This window comes from Rhodococcus sp. 06-418-5 (assembly GCF_002258285.1).
Lineage (GTDB): Bacteria > Actinomycetota > Actinomycetes > Mycobacteriales > Mycobacteriaceae > Rhodococcoides.
Genome location: NZ_NOYE01000016.1, coordinates 558,567 through 579,334, shown reverse-complemented (window position 1 = coordinate 579,334; position 20,768 = coordinate 558,567). Strand labels below are relative to the sequence as shown.

The 20,768-nt window shown below is 59.2% G+C and carries 17 protein-coding genes and 1 pseudogene; 7 read left to right on the top strand and 11 right to left on the bottom strand.

What is annotated here, in order from left to right; all coding sequences use genetic code 11:
- Window positions 1-857 precede the first annotated feature (857 nt).
- A complete protein-coding gene (locus CH274_RS15140; RefSeq protein ID WP_255183334.1) occupies window positions 858-1,334 on the top strand; it encodes a helix-turn-helix transcriptional regulator in 477 nt (158 codons plus the stop codon).
- 95 nt (window positions 1,335-1,429) lie between these two features.
- Here the strand turns inward: CH274_RS15140 and CH274_RS15135 are convergent, their stop codons facing one another.
- From CH274_RS15135 to CH274_RS15095, 9 genes are all read right to left on the bottom strand, one after another.
- Window positions 1,430-2,434, bottom strand: a complete 1,005-nt coding sequence (locus tag CH274_RS15135) for a GAF domain-containing protein (RefSeq protein ID WP_094657908.1) — start codon at window positions 2,432-2,434, stop codon at window positions 1,430-1,432.
- Between the two features lie 54 nt (window positions 2,435-2,488).
- Complete coding sequence (locus CH274_RS15130) at window positions 2,489-3,304, bottom strand: SDR family NAD(P)-dependent oxidoreductase (RefSeq protein WP_094657907.1); 816 nt, start codon at window positions 3,302-3,304, stop codon at window positions 2,489-2,491.
- Window positions 3,305-3,771: 467 nt separating this feature from the next.
- Window positions 3,772-3,975: a cold-shock protein gene (locus tag CH274_RS15125; RefSeq protein WP_037192129.1), complete on the bottom strand. Its 204-nt coding sequence runs from the start codon at window positions 3,973-3,975 to the stop codon at window positions 3,772-3,774.
- Window positions 3,976-4,088: 113 nt separating this feature from the next.
- A complete protein-coding gene (locus CH274_RS15120; protein WP_094657906.1) occupies window positions 4,089-5,531 on the bottom strand; it encodes an NAD(P)(+) transhydrogenase (Re/Si-specific) subunit beta in 1,443 nt (480 codons plus the stop codon).
- Window positions 5,531-5,857 carry an NAD(P) transhydrogenase subunit alpha gene (locus CH274_RS15115; protein WP_094657905.1) on the bottom strand — a complete coding sequence of 109 codons (327 nt, stop codon included), beginning with the start codon at window positions 5,855-5,857 and terminating at the stop codon, window positions 5,531-5,533. Before CH274_RS15115 ends, CH274_RS15120 begins: the two co-directional genes overlap by 1 nt.
- Window positions 5,858-6,016: 159 nt before the next feature.
- On the bottom strand, window positions 6,017-7,153 hold the full coding sequence (locus CH274_RS15110; RefSeq protein ID WP_094657904.1) for a Re/Si-specific NAD(P)(+) transhydrogenase subunit alpha: 1,137 nt from the start codon (window positions 7,151-7,153) through the stop codon (window positions 6,017-6,019).
- Window positions 7,154-7,168: 15 nt separating this feature from the next.
- Complete coding sequence (locus tag CH274_RS30005; protein ID WP_094657903.1) at window positions 7,169-7,573, bottom strand: SDR family oxidoreductase; 405 nt, start codon at window positions 7,571-7,573, stop codon at window positions 7,169-7,171.
- Between the two features lie 30 nt (window positions 7,574-7,603).
- Window positions 7,604-7,843 carry a DUF3263 domain-containing protein gene (locus tag CH274_RS30000; protein WP_094657902.1) on the bottom strand — a complete coding sequence of 80 codons (240 nt, stop codon included), beginning with the start codon at window positions 7,841-7,843 and terminating at the stop codon, window positions 7,604-7,606.
- A gap of 135 nt (window positions 7,844-7,978) precedes the next feature.
- Entirely contained in the window at window positions 7,979-9,430 is a 1,452-nt protein-coding gene (locus CH274_RS15095) for an NAD(P)/FAD-dependent oxidoreductase (protein WP_094657901.1), read from the bottom strand.
- Window positions 9,431-10,168: 738 nt separating this feature from the next.
- On the opposite strand from CH274_RS15095, the gene CH274_RS15085 reads away from it, so the two are divergent.
- Window positions 10,169-10,972 (top strand): exodeoxyribonuclease III, encoded by an 804-nt coding sequence (locus tag CH274_RS15085; RefSeq protein WP_256993583.1) that lies wholly within the window; start codon window positions 10,169-10,171, stop codon window positions 10,970-10,972.
- Window positions 10,973-11,868: 896 nt separating this feature from the next.
- On the top strand, window positions 11,869-12,828 hold the full coding sequence (locus tag CH274_RS15075; protein WP_094657897.1) for an alpha/beta hydrolase: 960 nt from the start codon (window positions 11,869-11,871) through the stop codon (window positions 12,826-12,828).
- A gap of 47 nt (window positions 12,829-12,875) precedes the next feature.
- Here the strand turns inward: CH274_RS15075 and CH274_RS30075 are convergent.
- Window positions 12,876-13,186: pseudogene (locus tag CH274_RS30075) on the bottom strand (IS30 family transposase); the annotation flags it as partial.
- A 1,349-nt stretch (window positions 13,187-14,535) separates the two neighbouring features.
- Here CH274_RS30075 and CH274_RS15060 point away from each other — a divergent pair.
- From CH274_RS15060 to CH274_RS15050, 3 genes are all read left to right on the top strand, one after another.
- Window positions 14,536-15,291, top strand: a complete 756-nt coding sequence (locus tag CH274_RS15060) for an SDR family NAD(P)-dependent oxidoreductase (RefSeq protein WP_037189051.1) — start codon at window positions 14,536-14,538, stop codon at window positions 15,289-15,291.
- A 10-nt stretch (window positions 15,292-15,301) separates the two neighbouring features.
- Window positions 15,302-16,807: an MmgE/PrpD family protein gene (locus CH274_RS15055; RefSeq protein WP_218829215.1), complete on the top strand. Its 1,506-nt coding sequence runs from the start codon at window positions 15,302-15,304 to the stop codon at window positions 16,805-16,807.
- Window positions 16,808-16,886: 79 nt separating this feature from the next.
- On the top strand, window positions 16,887-18,233 hold the full coding sequence (locus tag CH274_RS15050) for an MFS transporter (protein ID WP_256980235.1): 1,347 nt from the start codon (window positions 16,887-16,889) through the stop codon (window positions 18,231-18,233).
- A gap of 33 nt (window positions 18,234-18,266) precedes the next feature.
- On the opposite strand, the gene CH274_RS15045 is transcribed toward CH274_RS15050, so the two are convergent.
- Window positions 18,267-19,100, bottom strand: a complete 834-nt coding sequence (locus tag CH274_RS15045; protein WP_094657894.1) for an IclR family transcriptional regulator — start codon at window positions 19,098-19,100, stop codon at window positions 18,267-18,269.
- Between the two features lie 327 nt (window positions 19,101-19,427).
- Here CH274_RS15045 and CH274_RS15040 point away from each other — a divergent pair, with 327 nt between their 5' ends.
- Window positions 19,428-20,729 (top strand): MFS transporter, encoded by a 1,302-nt coding sequence (locus CH274_RS15040; protein WP_179275754.1) that lies wholly within the window; start codon window positions 19,428-19,430, stop codon window positions 20,727-20,729.
- Window positions 20,730-20,768 lie beyond the last annotated feature (39 nt).

Below are 20,768 nucleotides of genomic sequence, written 5' to 3'. Positions count from 1 at the left end.
TTTCTGTGCGAACAGGTGTGAGTTCGAGGGGTGATGTCCCGGCGGGGCCGCGCAGCGCTGAACATGATGAAATGCGCTCACTGCGCGACCCTCGCGCCGGTCCACCGGTCGAGCTACAGGGCGTGGGGGAGCTCCTGTAGCTCACGAGTGGGACTATCAGCGAAAGCCCACTCGGGTCGGGTTGCAGTCCGAGCTGCCAGGTCTACGGCTTAGGGGTAGGAGTGGACCGCTTATTGCATGATGCGGATGGACCCCACTCGGCTAGCAGGGCTCCGTCGTCACCGATGTATTGATGGCGACCGGAATGCACATGGTCGAGCGAGCATGCAATCAGGTCGCCGTGTGTCCGATTTACGACAATTGATGCGCAGAACTCACTCAGTGAGAGAAGATTTGGCACCATCGCATCCCGTGCGGCACTCACTTTGATTCGTCCCCGTAACTTCGGCGAAAGCGGCAATGTCGGCTGAATGCACCTGCCGTCGCACCTCGTCCGTCATGGCCCAGCGCTGAAGTTCGACGATGGTAATTGCTGGTCTCAGCCGTCGACGGCAACTGCGATGCGGCAAGGGCGAGCGACGCGAACATGTGGAACTCCCGACAGGAATGATTGGACGGATTCTGTGAACAGACCGACCTGATGTCCCGCGCTACAAGCAGTGCCGAGATGGACAAGCACCGAGGAATCCCTTTTGGGCGCGCATCAGGACTGTAGAACAGGTTCGGTGCACCGCGCAATTGGTTCAGCTTCGTAGAACCGAAATCGAATGGGTGCATGGTAGCAACTGTAACGCGCAACTATAAAACGCACAAGAGCTCAAGGTCACGCCGGATCGAGGAAGATGGGACCGTCTTGAATGATCGACAGGGAGTTGGGGACAGTGCCGCGAAGCGGAGTTCGTGGGTTTCGCGCCGACCGGTTGCGTGAGCTAAGGGTACGGGCGGGGTTCAGTGCTGACGACCTCGCGGCGAAAGTGGGTGCAACGAGGCAGGCGGTATCGACCTGGGAGACGGGGCGCTCGACGCCACCGCCTGCGACGCTTGGCCGGATCGCGAACGCCCTACATACGTCGGTCGCGGCGCTGGTTCCGATCCCGGAGTCCCAGCTCAAACTGTCCGACTTGAGGGTGCACGCGGCGCTGTCTCAAGGCGACGCTGCGCAGCTGCTTGGGATGTCGACTACCGTTCTCGCTGACATCGAACGTGGGCGCAAGCCCGAGAACGAGGAGCGCATCGAACTGTTCGCCGATGCATATGGGGTGTCGATTCGGACGGTGGCGGCTGCGTGGAGTCGAACCCGCGATGCCCGCACGACACGCGCGCAATCCTTGTGAAAGACGCAACTATAAAACTGAATCTATGCGCGTGTACTTCGACCGCTCGGAGTCCAAAACGGGCTATGTGGATTCGTCCGTATCCGCGAACTTATTTACTCCTCGGACAATTCGGTCAGAGTGACGAGCGCGGCTGTGGTGTGCTGATCGAGCGAGACCAAAACCGCGTCGACTGTCATTGGCTTCCAATTTCCGTCGAGAGTCCTGAAGCGAAGCACGCCGTTGGTGCGTTCGCGTGCGAGTGCGTTCGACATTTGCTTCGCAATTGGTACGTCGTCCGGATGAATCGCCGGTAACGGTTCATCCGGAAGGTTCTCCCAGCAGATATTCGGTGCGGGGTCAGAGTTGTACCAGCGCAACAGGTTGAGAGTTCTGAGGTTGACCAGTGCGCGGTACTCGCCCTCCTTGGTGGAAGCCTCCAGAACGCGATGCTCGAGAATCGTGGGTGGGGGAGCGATATTGATTTCCCCTGCGGGGCCGATGTCGTGGGTGATACCCCTCAGGATCACTTCGGTGCCCGAAACCCCGTCTTCGGCAATCATCCGGCACGAGAAGTGCGCGGCCCGAAGCTCGCTATCGTCCGTCCTGACGGTCCAGACCGCCTGATGAGTGGTGCCAGGCGCTGATTGAACGATCTTGGCCATAGCTTCGCTCTCGTCACGGTTGGTGACAAGTCGGGTGAACGCGCCCGCGAGTGCACGCTGGGTCTCGCGCTCGTCCTGCGGAACGCGGTAAAGGTCGAGTAGATCGTTGCTACCGCTTGCGGTGCTCTTGGTGAGGTTGAACTGCCACGCCCCAGCGGCGTCTCGTCGAGGTGGAGTCTCGTCGCGATGGCCGAGCCACACCCACACGCCATGGGTGCGGCCCGCGAAGGTGTGCAGTGGTTCGGCCAGTACTCGCCTGTAGCGGTCTTTAGACAGCCGATCCACCACAGCCCCTGTGGAAAATGCTTCCGCTACCGCGGCCATTGCCTCGTTGCGGCTGGAGGAGCTGCGTAGAACATTACGAGGTGAGACAAAGGACTTGGGCGAAGACCCAACTCCGATAACCGATGGCTCTTCGTCTCCGAACGTCTCTATCAAGATCCAGCTATTCGACATGGTTGACCGACCCCCGCAGGTCTGGTGAGTGAATTGTCCGTTGGTGACGGCTTGTCAGCGCCGCCGCAGTGCTTGGAGCGCAGGTAGCAGTTGTTGGTAATGAGGGCCGAGCGCGCGCGTGGTCACGTCGATGAGGCGAGCGTCATTCCCAATTGTCACCTGCGACTTTCCCTTCCACGCACCCGCGATAATCTTGCGGGCGGCCACTTCAGGGGTGGTTCGGGCTACGTGGTTATCGAATAGTTCGGCAGTCCGCGCCTGATCAACTCCGGGTGCCGCCCGTCCCGTCCGCGCGATCGACGTCTTGAGTCCACCAGGGATGACACATGTCGCACGGGCCGTTCGTGATGCGAGCCGCAGCTCTTGGTTTAGGGCCTCGGTGAAACCTCGTACGGCAAATTTGGATGAGTTATACGCCGAGTAGCCGGGTGCAGACATGACACCGAAGGCGGACGACACGTTGATGATTCGACCTCGACGTGACTTCATGATATCCGGCAGAAAGGCGCGAGAGCTGTTCACCACGCTCTCGAAGTTGGTTGCCATCACGAGATCGAAGTCAGCTGGGGGAGTGTCGATGACGTCGCCGCTGTAGAGGATGCCCGCGACGTTGAAGACCGCATCGATATCGCCTAAGGCGGAGCGTGAAGACGCTGCCCACGAGTCGATTTCAGACCGGTCGGCGACGTCTAGACGGGTCACGTGTGTGACGTTGGTGGTAGCCGCACACTGTGACTGGACGTCCAGGAGGGCGTCGAAGTTCTTGTCTGCGAGGGAAAGAGACCAGTTCTGGCTTGCGAGCTGCAACGCAATTTCGCGGCCGACCCCAGAACTTGCGCCGGTGACCGCTGCTCTCCATTCCCCTGGCATCTAACCGCGCCTCCCGCACCTCGCTGCCCTTGGTAACTAGGCACAGTAACGAACTGTCCGCAGTCGCGCTAGCAACCAGCTGGTCTGTATAACGGTCTGTATCCAGTATCGGACCGGCTCTGTAATCGCCTCGGCAGCCAGCGCAAGAAGCCCGAAGAGGGACCGAACACCAGTTCAGCGCCACTGTTGTCTCGATCGACCTGCTCGCCTTCGACTCTGCCGACAAGCCATGCGAGATCACTACCTGCGGTTACCGCCCGCCGTGGCATGCTGATGTGTTCACACACCCTGAAACGGAAGAGGCAGTGACGCGCGAGTGGCATACACGGGAATGCGAGTGTCTGCAGGAGTTGCCCGTTGGTGACGATCTGACAGCCGCCATGGTGCTGCCGCTCAGGACGGATTGGGTGCGGCCACGTGCGTGCCCAATCATTCGATGCGGTTGCCCTGGTGCGTGTTCCGCGCTATCAGAGGCTGCGAACGCCGGTTGCTTGCGGGCGCTTGATGCCCTGACCGATCTCGAATTCCACGCGCTGACCTTCATCCAGGTTGCGAAAACCTTGCCCCTCGATCTCGGAATAATGGACGAACACGTCGGATCCGCCACCCTCCTGCTCGATGACGCCGAAGCCCCTCTCCCCGTTGAACCACTTCACGGTGCCGTTCGCCATAACCACTTACCCTTCGTGCTCAAAGTCGCGTCATCACCTTTCGGGTATCTCTGCGGAGTGGTCTAGCACCTCGAAGAGATAGCCGGCCTACATTTCACTTACAACAATGGTGTTTAGAGCGCTTTAAGCTCCTCGATCACAGAGTTGACCGACTTCTTGGCGTCGCCGAACAACATGGAGGTGCGGTCGGCTGTGAACAGCGGGTTGTCGATGCCTGCGTAGCCGGAGCTCATCGAGCGCTTGAGCACGATCACCGAGCGCGACTCGTCGACGTTCAGGATTGGCATGCCATGTATCGGGCTGGACGGGTCGTTGCGCGCGGCCGGGTTGGTGACGTCGTTGGCACCGATCACGATGGTGACGTCGGTGCGTGAGAACTCGCCGTTGATGTCGTCCATTTCTTTCATCGCGTCGTAGTCGACGTCGGCTTCGGCCAAGAGCACGTTCATGTGCCCTGGCATACGGCCCGCTACGGGGTGGATGGCGTATTTCACCTCAACGCCCTTGCTTTCGAGGATTGCCGCCATGTCCTTGACTGCGTGCTGGGCCTGCGCGACGGCAAGGCCGTAACCGGGGACGACGATGACCTGCGAGGCGTAGGCCATCTGGATCGCTGCATCCGCTGCTGACGTTGCTTTGACGACGCCGCCGGATGTGTCTGCTCCGATAGCGGCGTCGGCACCGCCGCCTCCGAACGATCCGAACACGATCGCCGGAATGGACCGGTTCATTGCTGTTGCCATCAGGTTGGTCAGGATCGAGCCCGAGGCACCGACGATCATGCCTGCCACGATCATCACTGTGTTGTCGAGTGCGAGACCGGCAGCCGCAGCGGAGAGACCTGTCAGAGCGTTGAGCAGTGAGATCACCACGGGCATATCGGCGCCGCCGATCGGGAAGACCACTAACAGGCCCATCAGACCGGCAGCGACGAGCAGCAGCACGATGAACAGGACCGAGGTGCCATGACCCGGGGTGGATTCGATTCCTATGTAGATCGCGACCGCCACGGCGAGTATCAGCAGGACGATGTTGGTCAGCTGGAAGGTTCGTGCGTTCTTGACGAACGCCTTTTCCACGTTCTTGTTGAGCAGTTCCTGCAACTTGAGGAACGCCACCAGCGAGCCCCAGAATGACACCGAACCGATCACGGCAGCGAACAAGGATCCGACGACGATGTGGACCGTCGGTTCTTCACCGTGCTGGAATGCCGAGAATCCGTCGGTCTCGATGAACTCGGCCCACGCGATCAACGCCACTGTGCCGCCGCCGACACCGTTGAACAGTGCCACTAGCTGCGGCATTGCCGTCATCTTGGTGCGCTTGGCCGGTGGAACTCCGAGGAGCACACCGATCGCCAGGCCCGCGGCGATGAGGATCCAGTTGATCGCGGCGGCGTCGCGCACCTCGATCAGCGTTGCGATCACAGCGATTCCCATACCGACGGCGGCGATCCAGTTGCCGCGCACGGCGGTCTTCGGACCGGTCAGACCAATCAGGCCGTAGATGAACATGCCGAAGGCGACGACGTAGAGAATGTTGACAAGGTTGTTCATCAGGAGTCGTCACCCCTCGCTGCTTTGACGGACAAAGGCTTGGACTTGAACATGCTGAGCATCCGATCGGTGACCAGGAACCCGCCGACGACGTTGAGCGTGCCGAAGATCAGCGCGACGAACGCAATGATGCGCACGCCCCACGACGCGTCCTCCGGCAAGCGACCGAGGACGATGAGCGCGCCGAGCACGACGATGCCGTGAATGGCGTTGGTGCCCGACATCAACGGCGTGTGCAGAGTGTTGGGAACTTTGGAGATGACCGCGAAGCCGACGAAGCCGGCCAGCACAAGAATCGCGATGTTCGCGAGAAGTGGGGTGTACATCAATACTCACTGTCCGGAATCAGGGAACGCGATGCCGCGTCCAATTCAAGGCTGAGATGCCGAGCTTCGAGGGGCTTGCTGAGGGCAGAAACCAGGTGGCCGACAAGTGACGTCAACCGGTCGGCCATTGCGTTCGCGGGACGTCCGAGAGAAGTCACTTCAGCCAGCATTTCCGGTCTCGCTTTGCTCGTCCGGTTCCGCTCTGGTCACACAGGACTGTGCTATGACCTCGTCCGAGAAGTCGGGTGCGAGGGCACCGTTCTCGTCGAGCAGCAACTCGAGCAGTGCAGATACGTTCTTCGAGTACAGCTCGCTTGCGTGCTCGGGCATCGTTGAGGGCAGGTTCAGCGGCGAGGCGATCGTGACGTCGTGCTTGACGACGGTCTGGCCCGGTTCGGTCAGCTCGCAGTTGCCACCGGTCTCACCTGCGAGGTCGACGACCACACTTCCGGGCTTCATGCCCTCGACCGCTGCGGCAGTGACCAGACGAGGCGCGGGACGACCCGGCACCAATGCGGTGGTGATGACGACATCGAAGCCCTTGATGGCCTCTTCGAGAGCCTGCTGCTGCTGGGCGCGCTCGTCTTCGGTCAGTTCACGCGCATACCCACCTTCGCCAGCGGCATCGATGCCGAGATCGAGCCACTGAGCACCCACCGAACGCACCTGATCGGCAACCTCGGGACGCACGTCGTACCCGGTCGGTCGACCGCCGAGACGCTTCGCCGTGGCCAGTGCCTGCAGACCGGCGACACCGACGCCGAGCACGAGCACTGTCGCCGGCTTCACCGTGCCCGCGGCAGTGGTGAGCATCGGGAAGAACCGAGTGGACTCCGACGCCGCCAGAATCACTGCCTTGTAACCCGCGACGTTCGCTTGCGAGGACAACGCGTCCATCACCTGGGCGCGAGAGATACGCGGAATTGCCTCGACGGCGAATGCCTGCACTCCTGCTGCGGCGAGCGCCTCGATCTTGTTGTCGGCGTTACGAGGTGCGAGGAAGCCGATCAACGTCGTACCCGGCGACAATTTCGCTATTTCGGCATCGGTGGGAGGGGCAACTTTCACCACCACATCGGCAGACCACGGGTCGCCGATCTCGGCTCCTGCTTCGACGTACAACTGATCCGGAATGAGGGCGGACAGGCCGGCCCCCGACTCCACAACAACCGCCAAACCCCTGCCGATCAAGGAGCCAACAATCTTGGGAACCAGAGCCACACGGCGTTCACCGTCCGATGACTCGCGGAGGACGCCGACTTTGGTGTGTCTCGTAATTCTTGGATCAGCGGTCATAGGGTTGCTTTCTGATCAGAGCGAGTTTGTAGAAATGTAGGAACGAAATAATGTTTGAGGGAGCTCATTTAGGCCGGCATATGTCCGCAATGAAGTCAGCGGTCCAGGTATCCACCGTCGACGGGAACATGTGCCCCGGGTTGCGAAGGCCACCGCTGAAATGCACAGGAAGACGATCATGGATGCTATCTCCATTGATCGAGCCAATCGGCCTAGCGGCTGGATTGCAGCCGCAGCATCAAGCTTGGCCGGATCTCTGTTCGCGAGGGGCGGACGGTCCAAATATCTGGTACCCACGGAATTGACTAGGGTGTTATTGGCTGTGTCGTCCAAAGCTGCCGTTCGATACAGACCGACGAGGGCATGTTCCGACGCAACGCATGTAGTATGTGCAAGGAGGCAGAGCCCAGTGTGAAATATTGTGCGAGATCTGGTGTGTGCTGAATCGACTTACTTTCGTAGGCGTCGAACCTGTGCAAGATGTGAATTGCACAGTCGATATAATTCGACCACTTTTGCCTCGTTCAGATCTTGCGGACGCGCTCCGGAATCAAGAAACGCCTGCAAGCGTGAGTAGAATTGCACAGCCGATAGTCCGAATCCGACCATAATGTCTTCGTCAGACCCCCCTCCCCACGGGAGCCACTTCAAAGCGAAATCCAAAATAGCTCTGTCTGATTTCAGGAGCATGTTTACTCTTTCGGGTCATAGTTTCATAAAATCGATCAGAAATGTGCGAAGTCCGACCGATCAACGGCAAATGCTTTACCTCTTCCTAGAGCTTGCAGTACTGCATTCGGCGGAATCGTGCGTGTTTCTACTGGCTTACGCGCGGGTCGCTTGCAGTGGGTGCGCGGCGAGCGCTGGTTCCGGTGCGGTGACTTCGATGCCTGCATCGTTCGTATCCGGCGCGTTGAAGTAGACCATTGCTGCCCTCGCCTCGACCTGCTGTTCGGTCACTGCGAGCTGACCTCGCCCCTTGGAGAAGAACGCCGTCAGCCAGGAGATCACGGTGGTCAGTCGGCTGCGGAAGCCGACGATGTAAAGCAGGTGGACGAGCAGCCACATGACCCAGGCGATGAACCCGGTGATCTTGATCGGACCGACTTGCGCGACGGCGCTGAAACGAGACACCGTGGCCATCGAGCCCTTGTCGAAGTACTTGAAGTCACTGCGCGCAGGCACTTTTCGGCCCGCCCGTACAGCTTCGACGCCATCTTCGATGACCTGTGCAGCATAACGTCCGCCCTGAATAGCAACCTGCGCGACACCGGGGAGCTTGTCGAGACTCATCATGTCGCCGACCACGAACACCTCTGGATGACCGGGAAGCGTGAGGTCCTTGCCCACCAGCACGCGCCCGGCACGGTCGACCTCGGCTCCAGACTGATCGGCGAGTTGCTTGCCGAGGGGGCTGGCGGCAACACCGGCAGACCACACCTTGGTGCGCGCCGAGATGCGTCGGATCGTTCCGTCGGCGTGCTTGACGGACAGACCGTCGGCGTCGACATCGGTGACCATCGCCCCGAGCTGAATGTCCACGCCCATCTTGGACAGCCGCTTCGCGGCGGCCTGACCGAGGGAATCCGCGAACGGCGGCAACACCTTCGGGGCCGCGTCGAGCAGAATGATGCGCGCGTTGCGGCTGTCGATGTGGCGGTAGGTGCCGTCGAGGGTCCTGTGTGCGAGTTCGGCGATCTGGCCTGCCATTTCGACTCCGGTAGGTCCGGCACCGACGACGACGAAGGTGAGCAGCCTTTCGATCTCGGCTGGATCGGTGGCGGCTTCGGCTTGATCGAATGCGCCGAGGATGCGTCCGCGTAGTTCGAGGGCGTCGTCGATGGTCTTCATTCCGGGTGCGTACTCGGCGAAGTGGTCGTTGCCGAAGTAAGACTGGCCCGCGCCCGCGGCGACGATGATGCTGTCGTACTCGGTGACGGTGGTCCGCTCGAGGAAGCGTGAGGTGACGGCCTTGTTCTCGATGTCGATGGTGGTGACGTCGCCGAGGACGACCGACGCGTTTTGCTGGTTCTTGAGGATCAGCCGTGTCGATGGAGCGATCTCGCCCTCCGAGAGGATGCCGGTGGCCACCTGATAGAGCAGGGGCTGAAAAAGGTGGTGGGTGGTCTTCGCGATGAGAGTGACGTCCACATTGGCCTTACGCAACTGTTTCGCCGCGAACAATCCACCGAACCCGGAGCCGATGATGACGACGTGGTGTCTGTGGATGCGCTGCGCGAGAGCAGGGGTGAGCTCGGGCGTGTCAGATACGAGAATTGTGGTGTCCTTCCATATCCGGGACGGGGATACGGCAGTCGAGCATTCGCCGAATCAGGAAACCGTCGGGGTCACTACTGTGCGCATCCGCTGCAGTGGTAGGTGCTGTCACAGATACGCCTTCTTTATCCACCATCCGGCGAGTCAAGTCCAATATCGAAACTCGATACCGCTTATTGATCTCAGCAATTCAGACTGATGCAGAAGCTCTTGCCCGCGACCACGGTGCCTCGACATCTCGAGCTGGTACTCGATGACTGAGACTGTCCCACGCGTCCAACCAGCCCCGGCGCGGGGTGCCCTGTACTTCGTGTTCCAATGGCCAGACGCCGTAGCGAAACGGATCGCTTAGCGTGGACTGGGGACTCGAGCTGGAATCAACTAATACGGGTATGCCGTTTCGGGTCAAGACCATGACGGAGCAGAAGATGGTTGCGTCTAGGCGTACGTGTAACGAGTGCCGGTGGTCGTTAGGTGCCGTCGACGACGACGTGCAGCGTTGCGAAGGCTGTGTTCGGCGGCATCGGGCAGTTATCCGCCTGGGTTGCAGTCGTGGACGGTTCGGCCCTCGGATCGGTACCGACCAGGATTCTCGTTGCGGTACGACGTGAGTCGAATGAATCTGGGCAGTCCGCTCGGTGATGGATCGATTGTCGGATGCGAAAGTGCACTAGGGTTCACCCATCAACTCGACGAGAAGACGGCAATGCAACTTTGGTGAGGTGAACAGAAATTCGTGTGGGCACATGGAACGTCAATTCCATCAGGCAACGACGAACTCAGTTCGTCGATTGGCTCGATTTGCGGCGACCCGATGTAGTTTGCTTGCAGGAAACCAAGGTCTCGGATACTGATTTTGCAAATTTGCTCGACGTCGATTTGTCCGAACGTGAATACGAGTACTCGCATACAGGGGAGGGTGGGCGAAACGGCGTAGCCCTCCTCTCTCGTGTCGGACTCGATGACGTTGCATCGGGATTGGCGGGTTCGCAAGGTAGGGCCGTCATGGCTACGTGTGCCGGGGTGAGCTTTCATTCTCTGTACGTTCCCAGCGGGCCTGGCGATGCGTCTCCCAAACATCGTTACAGGCTCGAATGGCTGGCTGCCTTGTGTGAACTGGTTGCAACTGGTCCGGATACGGTGGTGCTGGCAGGCAACCTGAATGTCTCGCCGTCTCTGCTTGATGTGTACGGACCCGAGGCCTTCGAGGTCGGCGTGGCGGCTACCGAAGAAGAAGCCGCTGTCGCTCTGCGACTGACGTCTTTGGGGTTACACGATGTGGTATGTCAGCGGTGGCCTGACGAGCGTGTGTTCACCTATTGGGATTATCGAGCCGGAATGTTTCACAAGAATCTTGGGGTGCGTTACGACATCATCCTGTCGGGTGCTCCTGTGGCACAACGCGTGTGTGCGGCCTGGGTAGATCGCGGTGCCCGAAAAGGATCACGACCCAGCGACCACGCCCCAGTGCTGATGGACCTGGATGTGGCTCCCGATGGAGACCTCGGTCCGATGGTCCCACCCCCTTCGGACGCAAGGTGAAGCTGCCGTTGCACAGCGGACTCTATCCTGCAGCACCGCACGGAGAGCGACGTCAAGGAGAAGTTACTCTTTTTGCCTATAAGTCGTATTGCCTTTCGATACTGGACTTGGCTCTGGGAAAGCTGTCAAATTGGTCCGAGGTCGTTTTCGGAAGTCCGATCTCCGACCGTCAGCCGATACTCACACGATCTCGAAAGCAGCTGAATGACCACGAACACGAGAGGAACGATCGCAGAAGACTGTCAGGTCTCAGGGCGTTACGACTCGGGTTCGAACCGCAGCTGTATCCACGTGATCAGCGATGGGGCAGCAGACTGCTACCCGATGACATGCCTCGTTCGCCTAATGCAAGGCGGGGATATTCTGATCCTGGACGAGGATCATGTGCGGGTAGGTTCGTATGCGTCTGGAACGTGGACAATCGATGTCAAGCAATCCGGAACGGTCCGCAGGAATGATGCGGACGCCGTGACCTAATAACGGTCCGCCTCGGCGAGGAATTCTGTCGGGATATTAGGGTCAACTTCATCGATCGGTAGACATCTGCTTCATCCGACATACGGTTGATGTGTGCACTTTCCAGCCGGATATGCCACTCGATCCTCACCCCAGCCGAGACTGCGACCTCGTCGCGGCGTAGCCCCGCACCAGCATGGAGTCAACGTCCTCGGAGCCTAAACGAGCCCGCCGTGTCGTCAGAAAGCTCTGCACGGCAAATCTGTTTTCTACCTCGTTCACCTGTCCACAACACGGCGAGCTTCGTATCAGCGGGGTGTGTCGGGCACCCCCGTAGTCCCGGCCTGCCTCCCCACTCGAAACCACGCTTTCACGTTCACTATCGCTGGTCAGTCGGGTCTGGCTGATCGGAACCCGATCAAGAAGGAGCTCTAGTCGCCATGGCACAAGAAGAAGGCGATCTCACGTTCTCTCCATCGACCGAGGTCACGCGAACTCCCGTTCGGTACAAGAACCGATACGGGATCGTCATCGCCGCCGACCTGTACACGCCGAAGGACGTCGACAGGTCGGTTCCGCAATCGGCAATCGTGATCGGACCGCCTTATGGTGGAGTGAAAGAGCAGAGCCCCGGTGTGTACGCCAATGAACTCGCCAGACGCGGGTTCGTCGCCCTTGCATTCGATCCCTCCTTCAATGGGGAAAGCGGCGGTGAATCACGGCACGCGTCGTCGGCCGAAATCTTTGCTGAGGATTTCAGTGCAGGAGTCGACTATCTGGGATCGCTCGGCTACGTCGATCGCAACCGAATCGGTGCTGTCGGCATTTGCGGAAGTGGGGGCTTCGCGCTGAACGCAGCCCAGGTCGACCCTCGAATCAAAGCTGTTGCAACTTCCGCGTTGTACGACATCAACCGCATCGCGCGAGGCGGATGGCTCGACTCCCAAACCGACCAGGAGCGTCGGGCAGCACTGCAAGCCATCGCCGCGCAGCGCTGGTTGGACGTAGATTCAGGTGAGCCGGCGCTGACGCGGGTCTTTCCCTCCGAGTTCAATCCCGACGCCGTCGATCCGGTCACGGCGGAATTCCACGAGTACTACGTGACCGACCGCGGTCGCCACCCTCGGTCGATCGGCGGATTCACTGTCACAAGTAGTCCCTCGCACATCAACTTTGGCGCGTTGGCTCATTTGCCGGACATCTCGCCGCGGCCGATCCTGCTGATCACAGGCGAGCATGCTCACTCTCGATACTTCAGTGACACAGTCTACGAGCAGGCTGCCGAGCCGAAGGAGCTTGTCGTGGTCCCTGGCGCTCGACACATCGACTTTTACGATCGCACAGACCTCATCCCGTTCGACAAGATTTCACAATTCTTCAGCGAAAGCTTTGTCCGATAATCCACTGACGACGGGCGCGTCGATCTGGTGCGGGAAGCGCGACGCGTTCACGTGGTGGTCGCAACGAGCCCTCGTCTCTCCTGCTCCTCGAACGGAGTAGCCCATCCCAGGGCTGCGCAGGTGCGGGGGTTCAGTAGGACCGCGACCACGTCGGATCGCTCGGGGTCGTGCGCTGACAGGTCGGTACCTTTTGACGTACTGACGGAGCAGACCGTTGGTGTTCTCGTGGCTGCCCCTCTGCCACGGGGAGTGCGGATCGCAGAACTGGATCTGCGCTCCCGTGGCGATTTTGATCTCGGCATGTCTGGCCATCTCCCCGACCCTGATCCCTGTCAAGCGAAGGGTCCAGGTTCGCAGGCGGTTCCGCGATCTTTGCCCTCATCGCATCTTTGACCCACGACGCCGAATAAGCGATGGGCAATACACCAACATCACCACTTGAAACGTCCGCTTGACCAAACGTCCAGATCGTCGACCCGCCCTTGGTCTCGATGATCAGATCATCCTCCTAGCGGCCGGGAACGCTTCGATCGGCGACATCGGCAGGCTGGTCGGAGATGTTGAGCGTCCGCGGGATTCGCGCTCGGTGGTACGCACGTGCGTAAGTTTCACAGGTTCGCCCGTCAGGGGATTGCCTGCGCAGCTCCTTGGGGCGGCCGGCTTCACTTTGACCATAGCGGGTTCGGTAGATCTTTTCGTGCGATGCACGCACCTTCGCCGAGTGGGGAACTTCCTTCCTCAGTGTCGCCGAGATCTGCTCGGCGAGTTCTCCATTCGAGAAGCACCTGCACCCGTTCCCGAAGCAGCTGGTCGATGCCAGCTACGAGATTTTGGGTTGTTGACTGATTTACGGGCAGCACGCTGGGCCCGGTGATCCTTGTGAGGACCACTGAATAGCTGTCCTGTTCGAATTCTCGAATCAGGATCGGCACTGCTGGGCCCAGGCGCGGCGCGATGGCGGGCATTGTCCACTCGTCCCGGACGCCGTTGGCGATGAACTCGAGTTCCTCGAACGACAAGAAGCGGCCTCTCGACCGAGGTGTCGACCGCGGCCGCACACCAGTGCTACGCGGTGACCAGAGCGGCATCCGAACCTGATGTGAGAAACCTGGGTGAATCAACACGCATATTCGCAGATATCAGGCACGTTGCGACCGCCGCTCGAGTCCGCCCGTAGCTGCGCTGTGTTCCCGGGGGAGTGGGGGCAGAACGGATCCGGTTCGCCCGGATGCGTACCCCGGACCGAGGCTTCGCTGCCGTCGCCGGTCGGTGCTGTGGATTCTTCGCGTTGAGAGACAGCTTGAAATGTCAGCGAGGCCGTGTAACCCGGGCTGGGGTAAATACCGGACTTCACCGATGGTCCTCGATGTGGTTCAGGCGCATAACCGCTTCGTCATCGTTGCCTGACCGAAGTCGGCATATGCCAACCCCAAGAGAACTCGCCGATTGTTGTCGACCCCGACGGCTTAGCCGAAACGAGCTGCGCTACAACGCCAGCGCTGGCAAGCACGGAACCGCTGCCCAGTCGACCTGCTCGCGCTGGTCGTGGTTCTCGATCTGAAGCGACCGCCCCCAGCCGGTGGGTTTCCGGGCCTTGACGGCATTCTCTATATATGAAACGCTCTTTCATGTACGAAAGTGCGTCTCATCACATCCAGTGTCAGGTGTGAGCTTGAGCGCCTCTGCCGATCAGTAGGAGATTGAGTGATGTTGCGATTTGAAGGCCGGACTGTCGTTGTGACAGGCGCGGGTAGCGGAATTGGTGCTGCGACCTCGGCTCGGTTGATCGACGAGGGTGCGACAGTTGTCGTCGTGGACGTGACGCAGGAGGCGGTCGACGCGGCAATCGCCAACGTGTCCAACGCAGACCGCGTGCACGGAGCGGTGCTGGATGTCTGCGATCACGCCGCAGCCGTGAATCTTCTCGACACGACGCGACAGAAGCTCGGCGGTATCAATGGGCTCGTCAATTGCGCCGGGATCACCGGTGCAGGAACAATCGTCGACCTTGACCCTGAGGCGCATCGCAAGATCATGTCTGTGAATCTTGACGGCACTATAAACATGTGCCAGGCCTTCGTGCTGGCCGTGAAGGACGCCCAGGGACCGCGGGCGATCGTGAATATCTCCTCAGGGGCAGGCATTCTCGGTGTGCCGAACCGGCTCTCGTACGTCGCGTCTAAGTTCGCGATCTCCGGAATCACGAAATCGATGTGCCCAGAGTTGGGACCGTTAGGGATACGCGTCAATGCGGTGGCCCCCGGAATGACCAGAACACCGCTCACCGACTACATGATGAACGACCCGGTGAAGGCTGCATCGATCAACGCAAAACATCCAATTGGTCGAATCGGTTATCCCGAAGAAATTGCGGCGGCGATCGTCTTTCTGCTCAGCGATGACGCCAGCTTCATGACGGGCTCAGTCGTTTCGGTGGACGGCGGACAGACCGCTTGCCTCTAGGGGCACGGACGTGGTGGTCATTGGCCACCCCCGACACTTTGTATCGGCGGTCTGCTGTTTCGAGATCTGCATTGCCGCCGAAACGGCCAACCCGATAACCCGAAAACACCAATCACTCAATTGGAGAAAACTGACGATGACGAATCGTGACCTCTCTCAGGACCTTGCAGAGTTCGCTGCAAACACCCGATATGTGGACTTGCCGCTTGCCGCGGTCGAGGCCGCCAAGAAGAGCATTCTCGACACAATTGGAGTAATTCTGGGCGCAAGTGGAATGGAGCCCGCTGTCAGACCGATCGTCGAGCTTGTCACCGATGCGGGTGGTAAGGAAGAAGCAAGCATCCTCGGCTTCGGTGGCCGCGTCCCCGCCGCGGCCGCGGCCTTCGCGAACGGCACTCTCGCACACGGTCTCGACTACGACAGTCAGACTCCGTGGGGTGCGCACCCGGACAGCTCACTTGTGCCGGCTCTCCTCGCTCTGGCCGAACGCAAGGGCTCCGTGACCGGCAAGGACCTCATCACTGCGGTGGCGATCGGGCAAGAGTTGTTCATCCGGCTCCGTTGCAATGTCGGATGGAACATGGACTGGAATCTGTCGAGTGTCGTCGGGACGTACTCGGGCACTGCCGCCTGTGGCTCCTTGATGGGGTTGACCGCAGAGCAAATAGCCCACTCGTTGGGCATCTCGAGCCTCACCGCGGGCGGCACCATGGAGCAGATATTCGGTGTCGGTAGCGATGTCCGTGGTCTGTACGCGGGATTCATTGCTCAAAGCTGTGTGAATGCAACTCTCCTGGCAGAGAAGGGTATGCATGGAATGCAGAACCTCTTCGAGGGGGAGGCCGGAATTTTCAATGTCTACTTCGGTGGAAATTTCGACCGTGCGAAAATGCTTGCGGGCCTGGGAGTCGACTACCTGAGCGAAGGCATGACGTACAAGTACTGGCCAGCGGTCGGAAACGCGCACACATACATTCATGCCGCAATCGAGCTGGTACGCGAAAACCCCTTCGACGCTGCCGACATCGCCGAGGTCAGAGTGTACGTGGGCAACTTCGCAGAACGGATGGCTCTCCCACTCCACGCTCGACAAGCACCTCAAACCATGATGGACGCTAAGTTCTCGCTACCGTTCACAGTCGCAGTAGCGCTGGTGAAGGGATCGATGCTTCTGTCCGACTTCTCTATTGACACTTTGAAAGATGCTGAAGTCCTTTCGGTGGCGAGCAAGGTGGTTCCGGTACAGGATGCCGAACTCAACTGGGATCTGAAATTGCCGGATGGCAAAGTTGAGGTGCAACTTCGTAACGGACAAATCTTTACCCGCCGGGGTTCCGATGTTCCTGGCACGCCGGAGCGACCGATGACTGTAGAAGAGCTGGCCAAGAAGTTCGATGACTGTGCACGTGTGTCTGTTCGGCCATTACCGACGGATGACATCGACCGAGTGACGACCCTGCTCTGGGGGTTGGAGGAGTGCAACAACCTGACCGAAATCATCGAGCTCGTTCGCTGAGCGGTCGTTGTCGTAGAAGTATTGATTTCCGAAATTCCTGTTCAAACCATTCTGGTCCAATCAAGATGGAGGTAGCGCGGTGACTACAAATCCCCAGCCGGTAAGTTCACCGGTCGACGGCAAGGCCGTTGTCAGGAAAGTACGCAAGACGATCCTGCCGATTGTCTTTTTGCTGTATGCGTTCAACTATATGGATCGTTCTTCGATCAGCTATGCCCAACTCACGATGGGTAGTGAGCTCGGCATCGATGTGGCAACCTACGGTGCAATTGCGGCAATTTTCTTTCTCGCTTACGTGCTCTTGGAAGTTCCGAGCAATATCATCCTCGCTCGGGTCGGTGCGAGGGTATGGCTGGCGCGTATCGCGATTACCTGGGGCATGGTCACTGTTGCAACCGGATTCGTACACTCCGTTACCCAACTGTACGTCGCACGAATTTTGCTCGGCATCGCTGAAGCGGGGTTGTTCCCGGGGCTAATTCTGTTTTTGACGTTTTGGTTCCTCAACAACGATCGCGGCCGCGCGATAGGTGTGATGGCACTTGCAATGCCGTTCGCCCTCATCGTCGGTAGCCTCAGCGGTGGGCTAATTCTCGATCACGTCGAATGGTTCGGGCTCAGTTCATGGCGCTGGATCTTCATCCTGCAAGGTTTGCCCCCAGTCCTGCTCGGAGTGTGGATCTTGCTGACGTTGGCGGACCGTCCGAACAAAGCGAAGTGGCTCAACGACGATGAGAAAAATTGGCTGGAGACTTCGATTGCGGACGAGTACGCGGCAATGCCGGACGACGATCAGGAGCACTCGAGCGAGCTCAAGACACTGAAGAATCGCAAGGTTCTCTACCTCGGACTCATCAATGCCCTTGCCGGAGTTGCCACGTACGGCATGACGTTCTTCCTCCCGCAGGTTGTGTCCCAGCTGAATCCGCAATATTCACCCACCAGCATCGGAATTTACGGAGCTATTCCGTACGTCTGCGGTGCCATCGTGATGTTGCTCTTGGTTCGGTACGCCGATATCAGCGGTCGACGAAAGCCGATTGTTCTGCTCTGCTTTGCCACTGCGATAGTAGGTCTTGTCACAACGGGTGTCTTCCGAGACTCGCCGCTGCTGGGGATGATCGGATTGATACTGCTTGCATGCGGCGTCATCGGGAACATTCCGACATATTGGGCCTTGATCAGCGAGGTTCTGACCAAGCGCCAGGCCGTTGTCGGTATTGCAGTGATCAACTCGCTCGCCTCCGCAGGCGGGTTTTTCGGACCGTTCCTCATCGGTAAGATAGCGACCCCCGGCGACATCATCGTCGGAATGAGCGTCCCGTTGGTTGCACTATCTCTGGCCTTCATTCTATTGCTTTTCGTCAAGGTTCCGCAGCGAGACCCCTCGCGTAGTAACCGGATCGAAAAGGCGCAGCGGAGCTGAGCCGATTGAGTTGAACCGGTATCCGATTCAAGGTCAGTGTTTCCAGCTTGCTCCAGCTCCCATTCTGCGGGAAAGGCTTTCGCAAGTCTGTACCAACAACGACCGAGCATGGTCTGGATCTACATTTCCGGTTCCCGTCAGTCGGTGTATGAACGGGGTGGTCATCGCAGCCACGGCATTGCCGGTGAAGTCGAAGACAGGTGCAGAAATGTTGGTGATACCTTCGATCGTAAGGGATCTTCCTTGACAATAGCCTGCTGCCCGGACCTGGGCGAGATCTGCTAGAAACCTGGTGCGTTGGTCATTGTCACCGGGCCCGGCAAGGGTAAGTAAAATGTCGAGGTCGCCGGGATCCATTTGCGAGGCAAGTACCCGGCCGGATGCGGAATTATCGATCGGAATGAGCGCGCCCAGCCGAACGGTGTGCACGTTGGTATCGGGGCAATCGACCTGAGCGACGACAAGTAATTGACCAGAATGAAGGATGCAGAGGTGAATGCTCTGGCCGATACGATTGGCAAGCTTTTGCATCTCGCTCCCTGCAATTGCAGTGAGACGCTGAATGGTAGGGGTGCGGTGCGCCATCTCGAACAACTTTGTCGTCAGTCGGTATCGGTCGGCTTCATCGACCTGGACGTAATCTCGCTCGCGCAGCACCATCAGAACTCGGAAGATCTCAGATGTCGTTCTTCCCAGTTGCTTACCGATTTCGGCCTGAGCAAGACCGTCTTCGGTTGAAGCGAGAAGCTCGAGAATGTCGAGACCCTTCGCCAGCGCGGGCGCTCGGTACTTCTGATCCTGTGCTTCTGCGCTCAATTCCCTAGCCCAACTTTCGCGGTAGTCGTCGTGATTTCCGAATAGTTTCATATATGAAACGTCGGGTCAAGAAGCATCGCGAAGATACGCGGGCAATAGGAAGCGGCTATCTGGGTGTTCGGATGTCGGTATTGGACGTGGGTCTACGGACAGGGGTTAATGGGATCAGGGGAGTTGTGATCGAAGCAACATCGATACCCAAAAATCGATCAGCTATTCCGCATCGGGACGTTCAGGCCCCGGTCCACCCGCAGCGACCGCCTGGCGACTCAATGGAGAGATTCGGAGAATGAAGTGACCACAGGTAGTCAACCGGAGTCGGCGGTTCCTATCCCGGCCGCGCGTACGCATCCCAGAACGATGGAGACTCGCGCCGTCGTGAGTGGCACGCTGGGGTCTGCTCTGGAGTATTTCGATTTTGCCGTGTACGGCGCTCTCGCCGCAACACTGTTCCCGGTCCTGTTCTTCCACAGTCTGGGGTCCACTGGTGCGCTCCTGGCGTCGTTCGCGACGTTCGGCGTCGGGTTCGTCGCACGACCGGTAGGTGCGGTGGTATTCGGCCATCTCGGTGATCGACATGGGCGTAAGCCCGTTTTGTTCGCCACGCTGATTCTCATGGGCGGCTCGTCGATCCTGATCGGTTTTTTGCCGACGGGACAGGGGTTCGGTATTGCCGCTGTGCTCGTGGGTCTCAGGTTCGTTCAAGGATTTTCGTTGGGCGGCGAAGCCATCGGAAACCAACTCATGACGATGGAGCACGGCGACAAGAGCCGGCGAGGACTACTGGGCTCGTTCATCATCGTTGGCTCACCGGTCAGTCAGGTACTCGCGAACCTCGCCTTGGTCGTTCTCAGTGCAACACTCAGCCAGCAGCAATTCGAGTCGTGGGGTTGGCGGGTGCCGTTCCTCGGCAGCATCCTTATCGTCGTCGTAGCCGTCTTCATTCGAACGAAGCTCGAGGAAACCCCGGCGTTCGTCGTCAACAGTGCTGTCGAGCAAAAAATCGAGAAGTCCCGCAGTGCCGGACTGTCGGTCTTGAAGACGCACCCCCGCAAGGTGTTCATGCTGACTCTGGCCTGGGGCGGCTCGTCACTCAGTTTCTACTTGATCGCGGTGTACGGGCTGAGCTACCTTCCGAGTGAGACGGGGATGTCCTCGCAGACGGCGTTCGTGATCCTGATGATTGCCAACGGCGTATCCATCCTCTTCTCGATCGCCGGTGGATGGGTGTGTGACCGCGTCGGACGTAGAAAAGTCTTCTACATCGGACTTGCAAGCTGCTTCGCCGGAATCTTGCTCTTCTTCACCCTTGCCAGCGCGAACGCACTCGTCACAGGCTTGATAGTGACCTTGGTCTTGTGCTCCATTCAATTCCTCAGCGGCGCTCAGCCTGCACTGTTCGCGGAGCAGTTTCCGACCGAGGTGCGCTTCTCAGGCGCTGCCATGTCGCATACGTTCGCCAACCTGATCTTCTCGGCCCCGGCACCATTCGTTGCAGCAGCTCTCGCCGCCGTAGGTGGCACAAGCTTGGTGATGGTGTTCACCTTGGCAGTGATCGTCGGATCCGTATACGCGGTGTCCAATCTCGACGAGGGCCGTCACATCGAGCTGGCCGAATACACGACCGACGGAGTTGCCGTCACAGTGCACGGTGCGGCCGGAGCTCGACCTGCGCCGTGATCGAACTCGCATGGGCATTTCTCGCATGACAAATCGCAC

Bases quoted from the DNA above. Each gene is read 5' to 3' on its own strand.
- CH274_RS15120 (WP_094657906.1), bottom strand. From the start codon at position 5,531: ATGAACAACCTTGTCAACATTCTCTACGTCGTCGCCTTCGGCATGTTC.
- CH274_RS15110 (WP_094657904.1), bottom strand. From the start codon at position 7,153: ATGACCGCTGATCCAAGAATTACGAGACACACCAAAGTCGGCGTCCTC.
- CH274_RS15045 (WP_094657894.1), bottom strand. From the start codon at position 19,100: ATGAAACTATTCGGAAATCACGACGACTACCGCGAAAGTTGGGCTAGG.
- CH274_RS15060 (WP_037189051.1), top strand. From the start codon at position 14,536: ATGTTGCGATTTGAAGGCCGGACTGTCGTTGTGACAGGCGCGGGTAGC.
- CH274_RS15130 (WP_094657907.1), bottom strand. From the start codon at position 3,304: ATGCCAGGGGAATGGAGAGCAGCGGTCACCGGCGCAAGTTCTGGGGTC.
- CH274_RS15135 (WP_094657908.1), bottom strand. From the start codon at position 2,434: ATGTCGAATAGCTGGATCTTGATAGAGACGTTCGGAGACGAAGAGCCA.
- CH274_RS15125 (WP_037192129.1), bottom strand. From the start codon at position 3,975: ATGGCGAACGGCACCGTGAAGTGGTTCAACGGGGAGAGGGGCTTCGGC.
- CH274_RS15140 (WP_255183334.1), top strand. From the start codon at position 858: ATGATCGACAGGGAGTTGGGGACAGTGCCGCGAAGCGGAGTTCGTGGG.
- CH274_RS15075 (WP_094657897.1), top strand. From the start codon at position 11,869: ATGGCACAAGAAGAAGGCGATCTCACGTTCTCTCCATCGACCGAGGTC.
- CH274_RS30000 (WP_094657902.1), bottom strand. From the start codon at position 7,843: ATGCTCCTGAAATCAGACAGAGCTATTTTGGATTTCGCTTTGAAGTGG.
- CH274_RS15115 (WP_094657905.1), bottom strand. From the start codon at position 5,857: ATGTACACCCCACTTCTCGCGAACATCGCGATTCTTGTGCTGGCCGGC.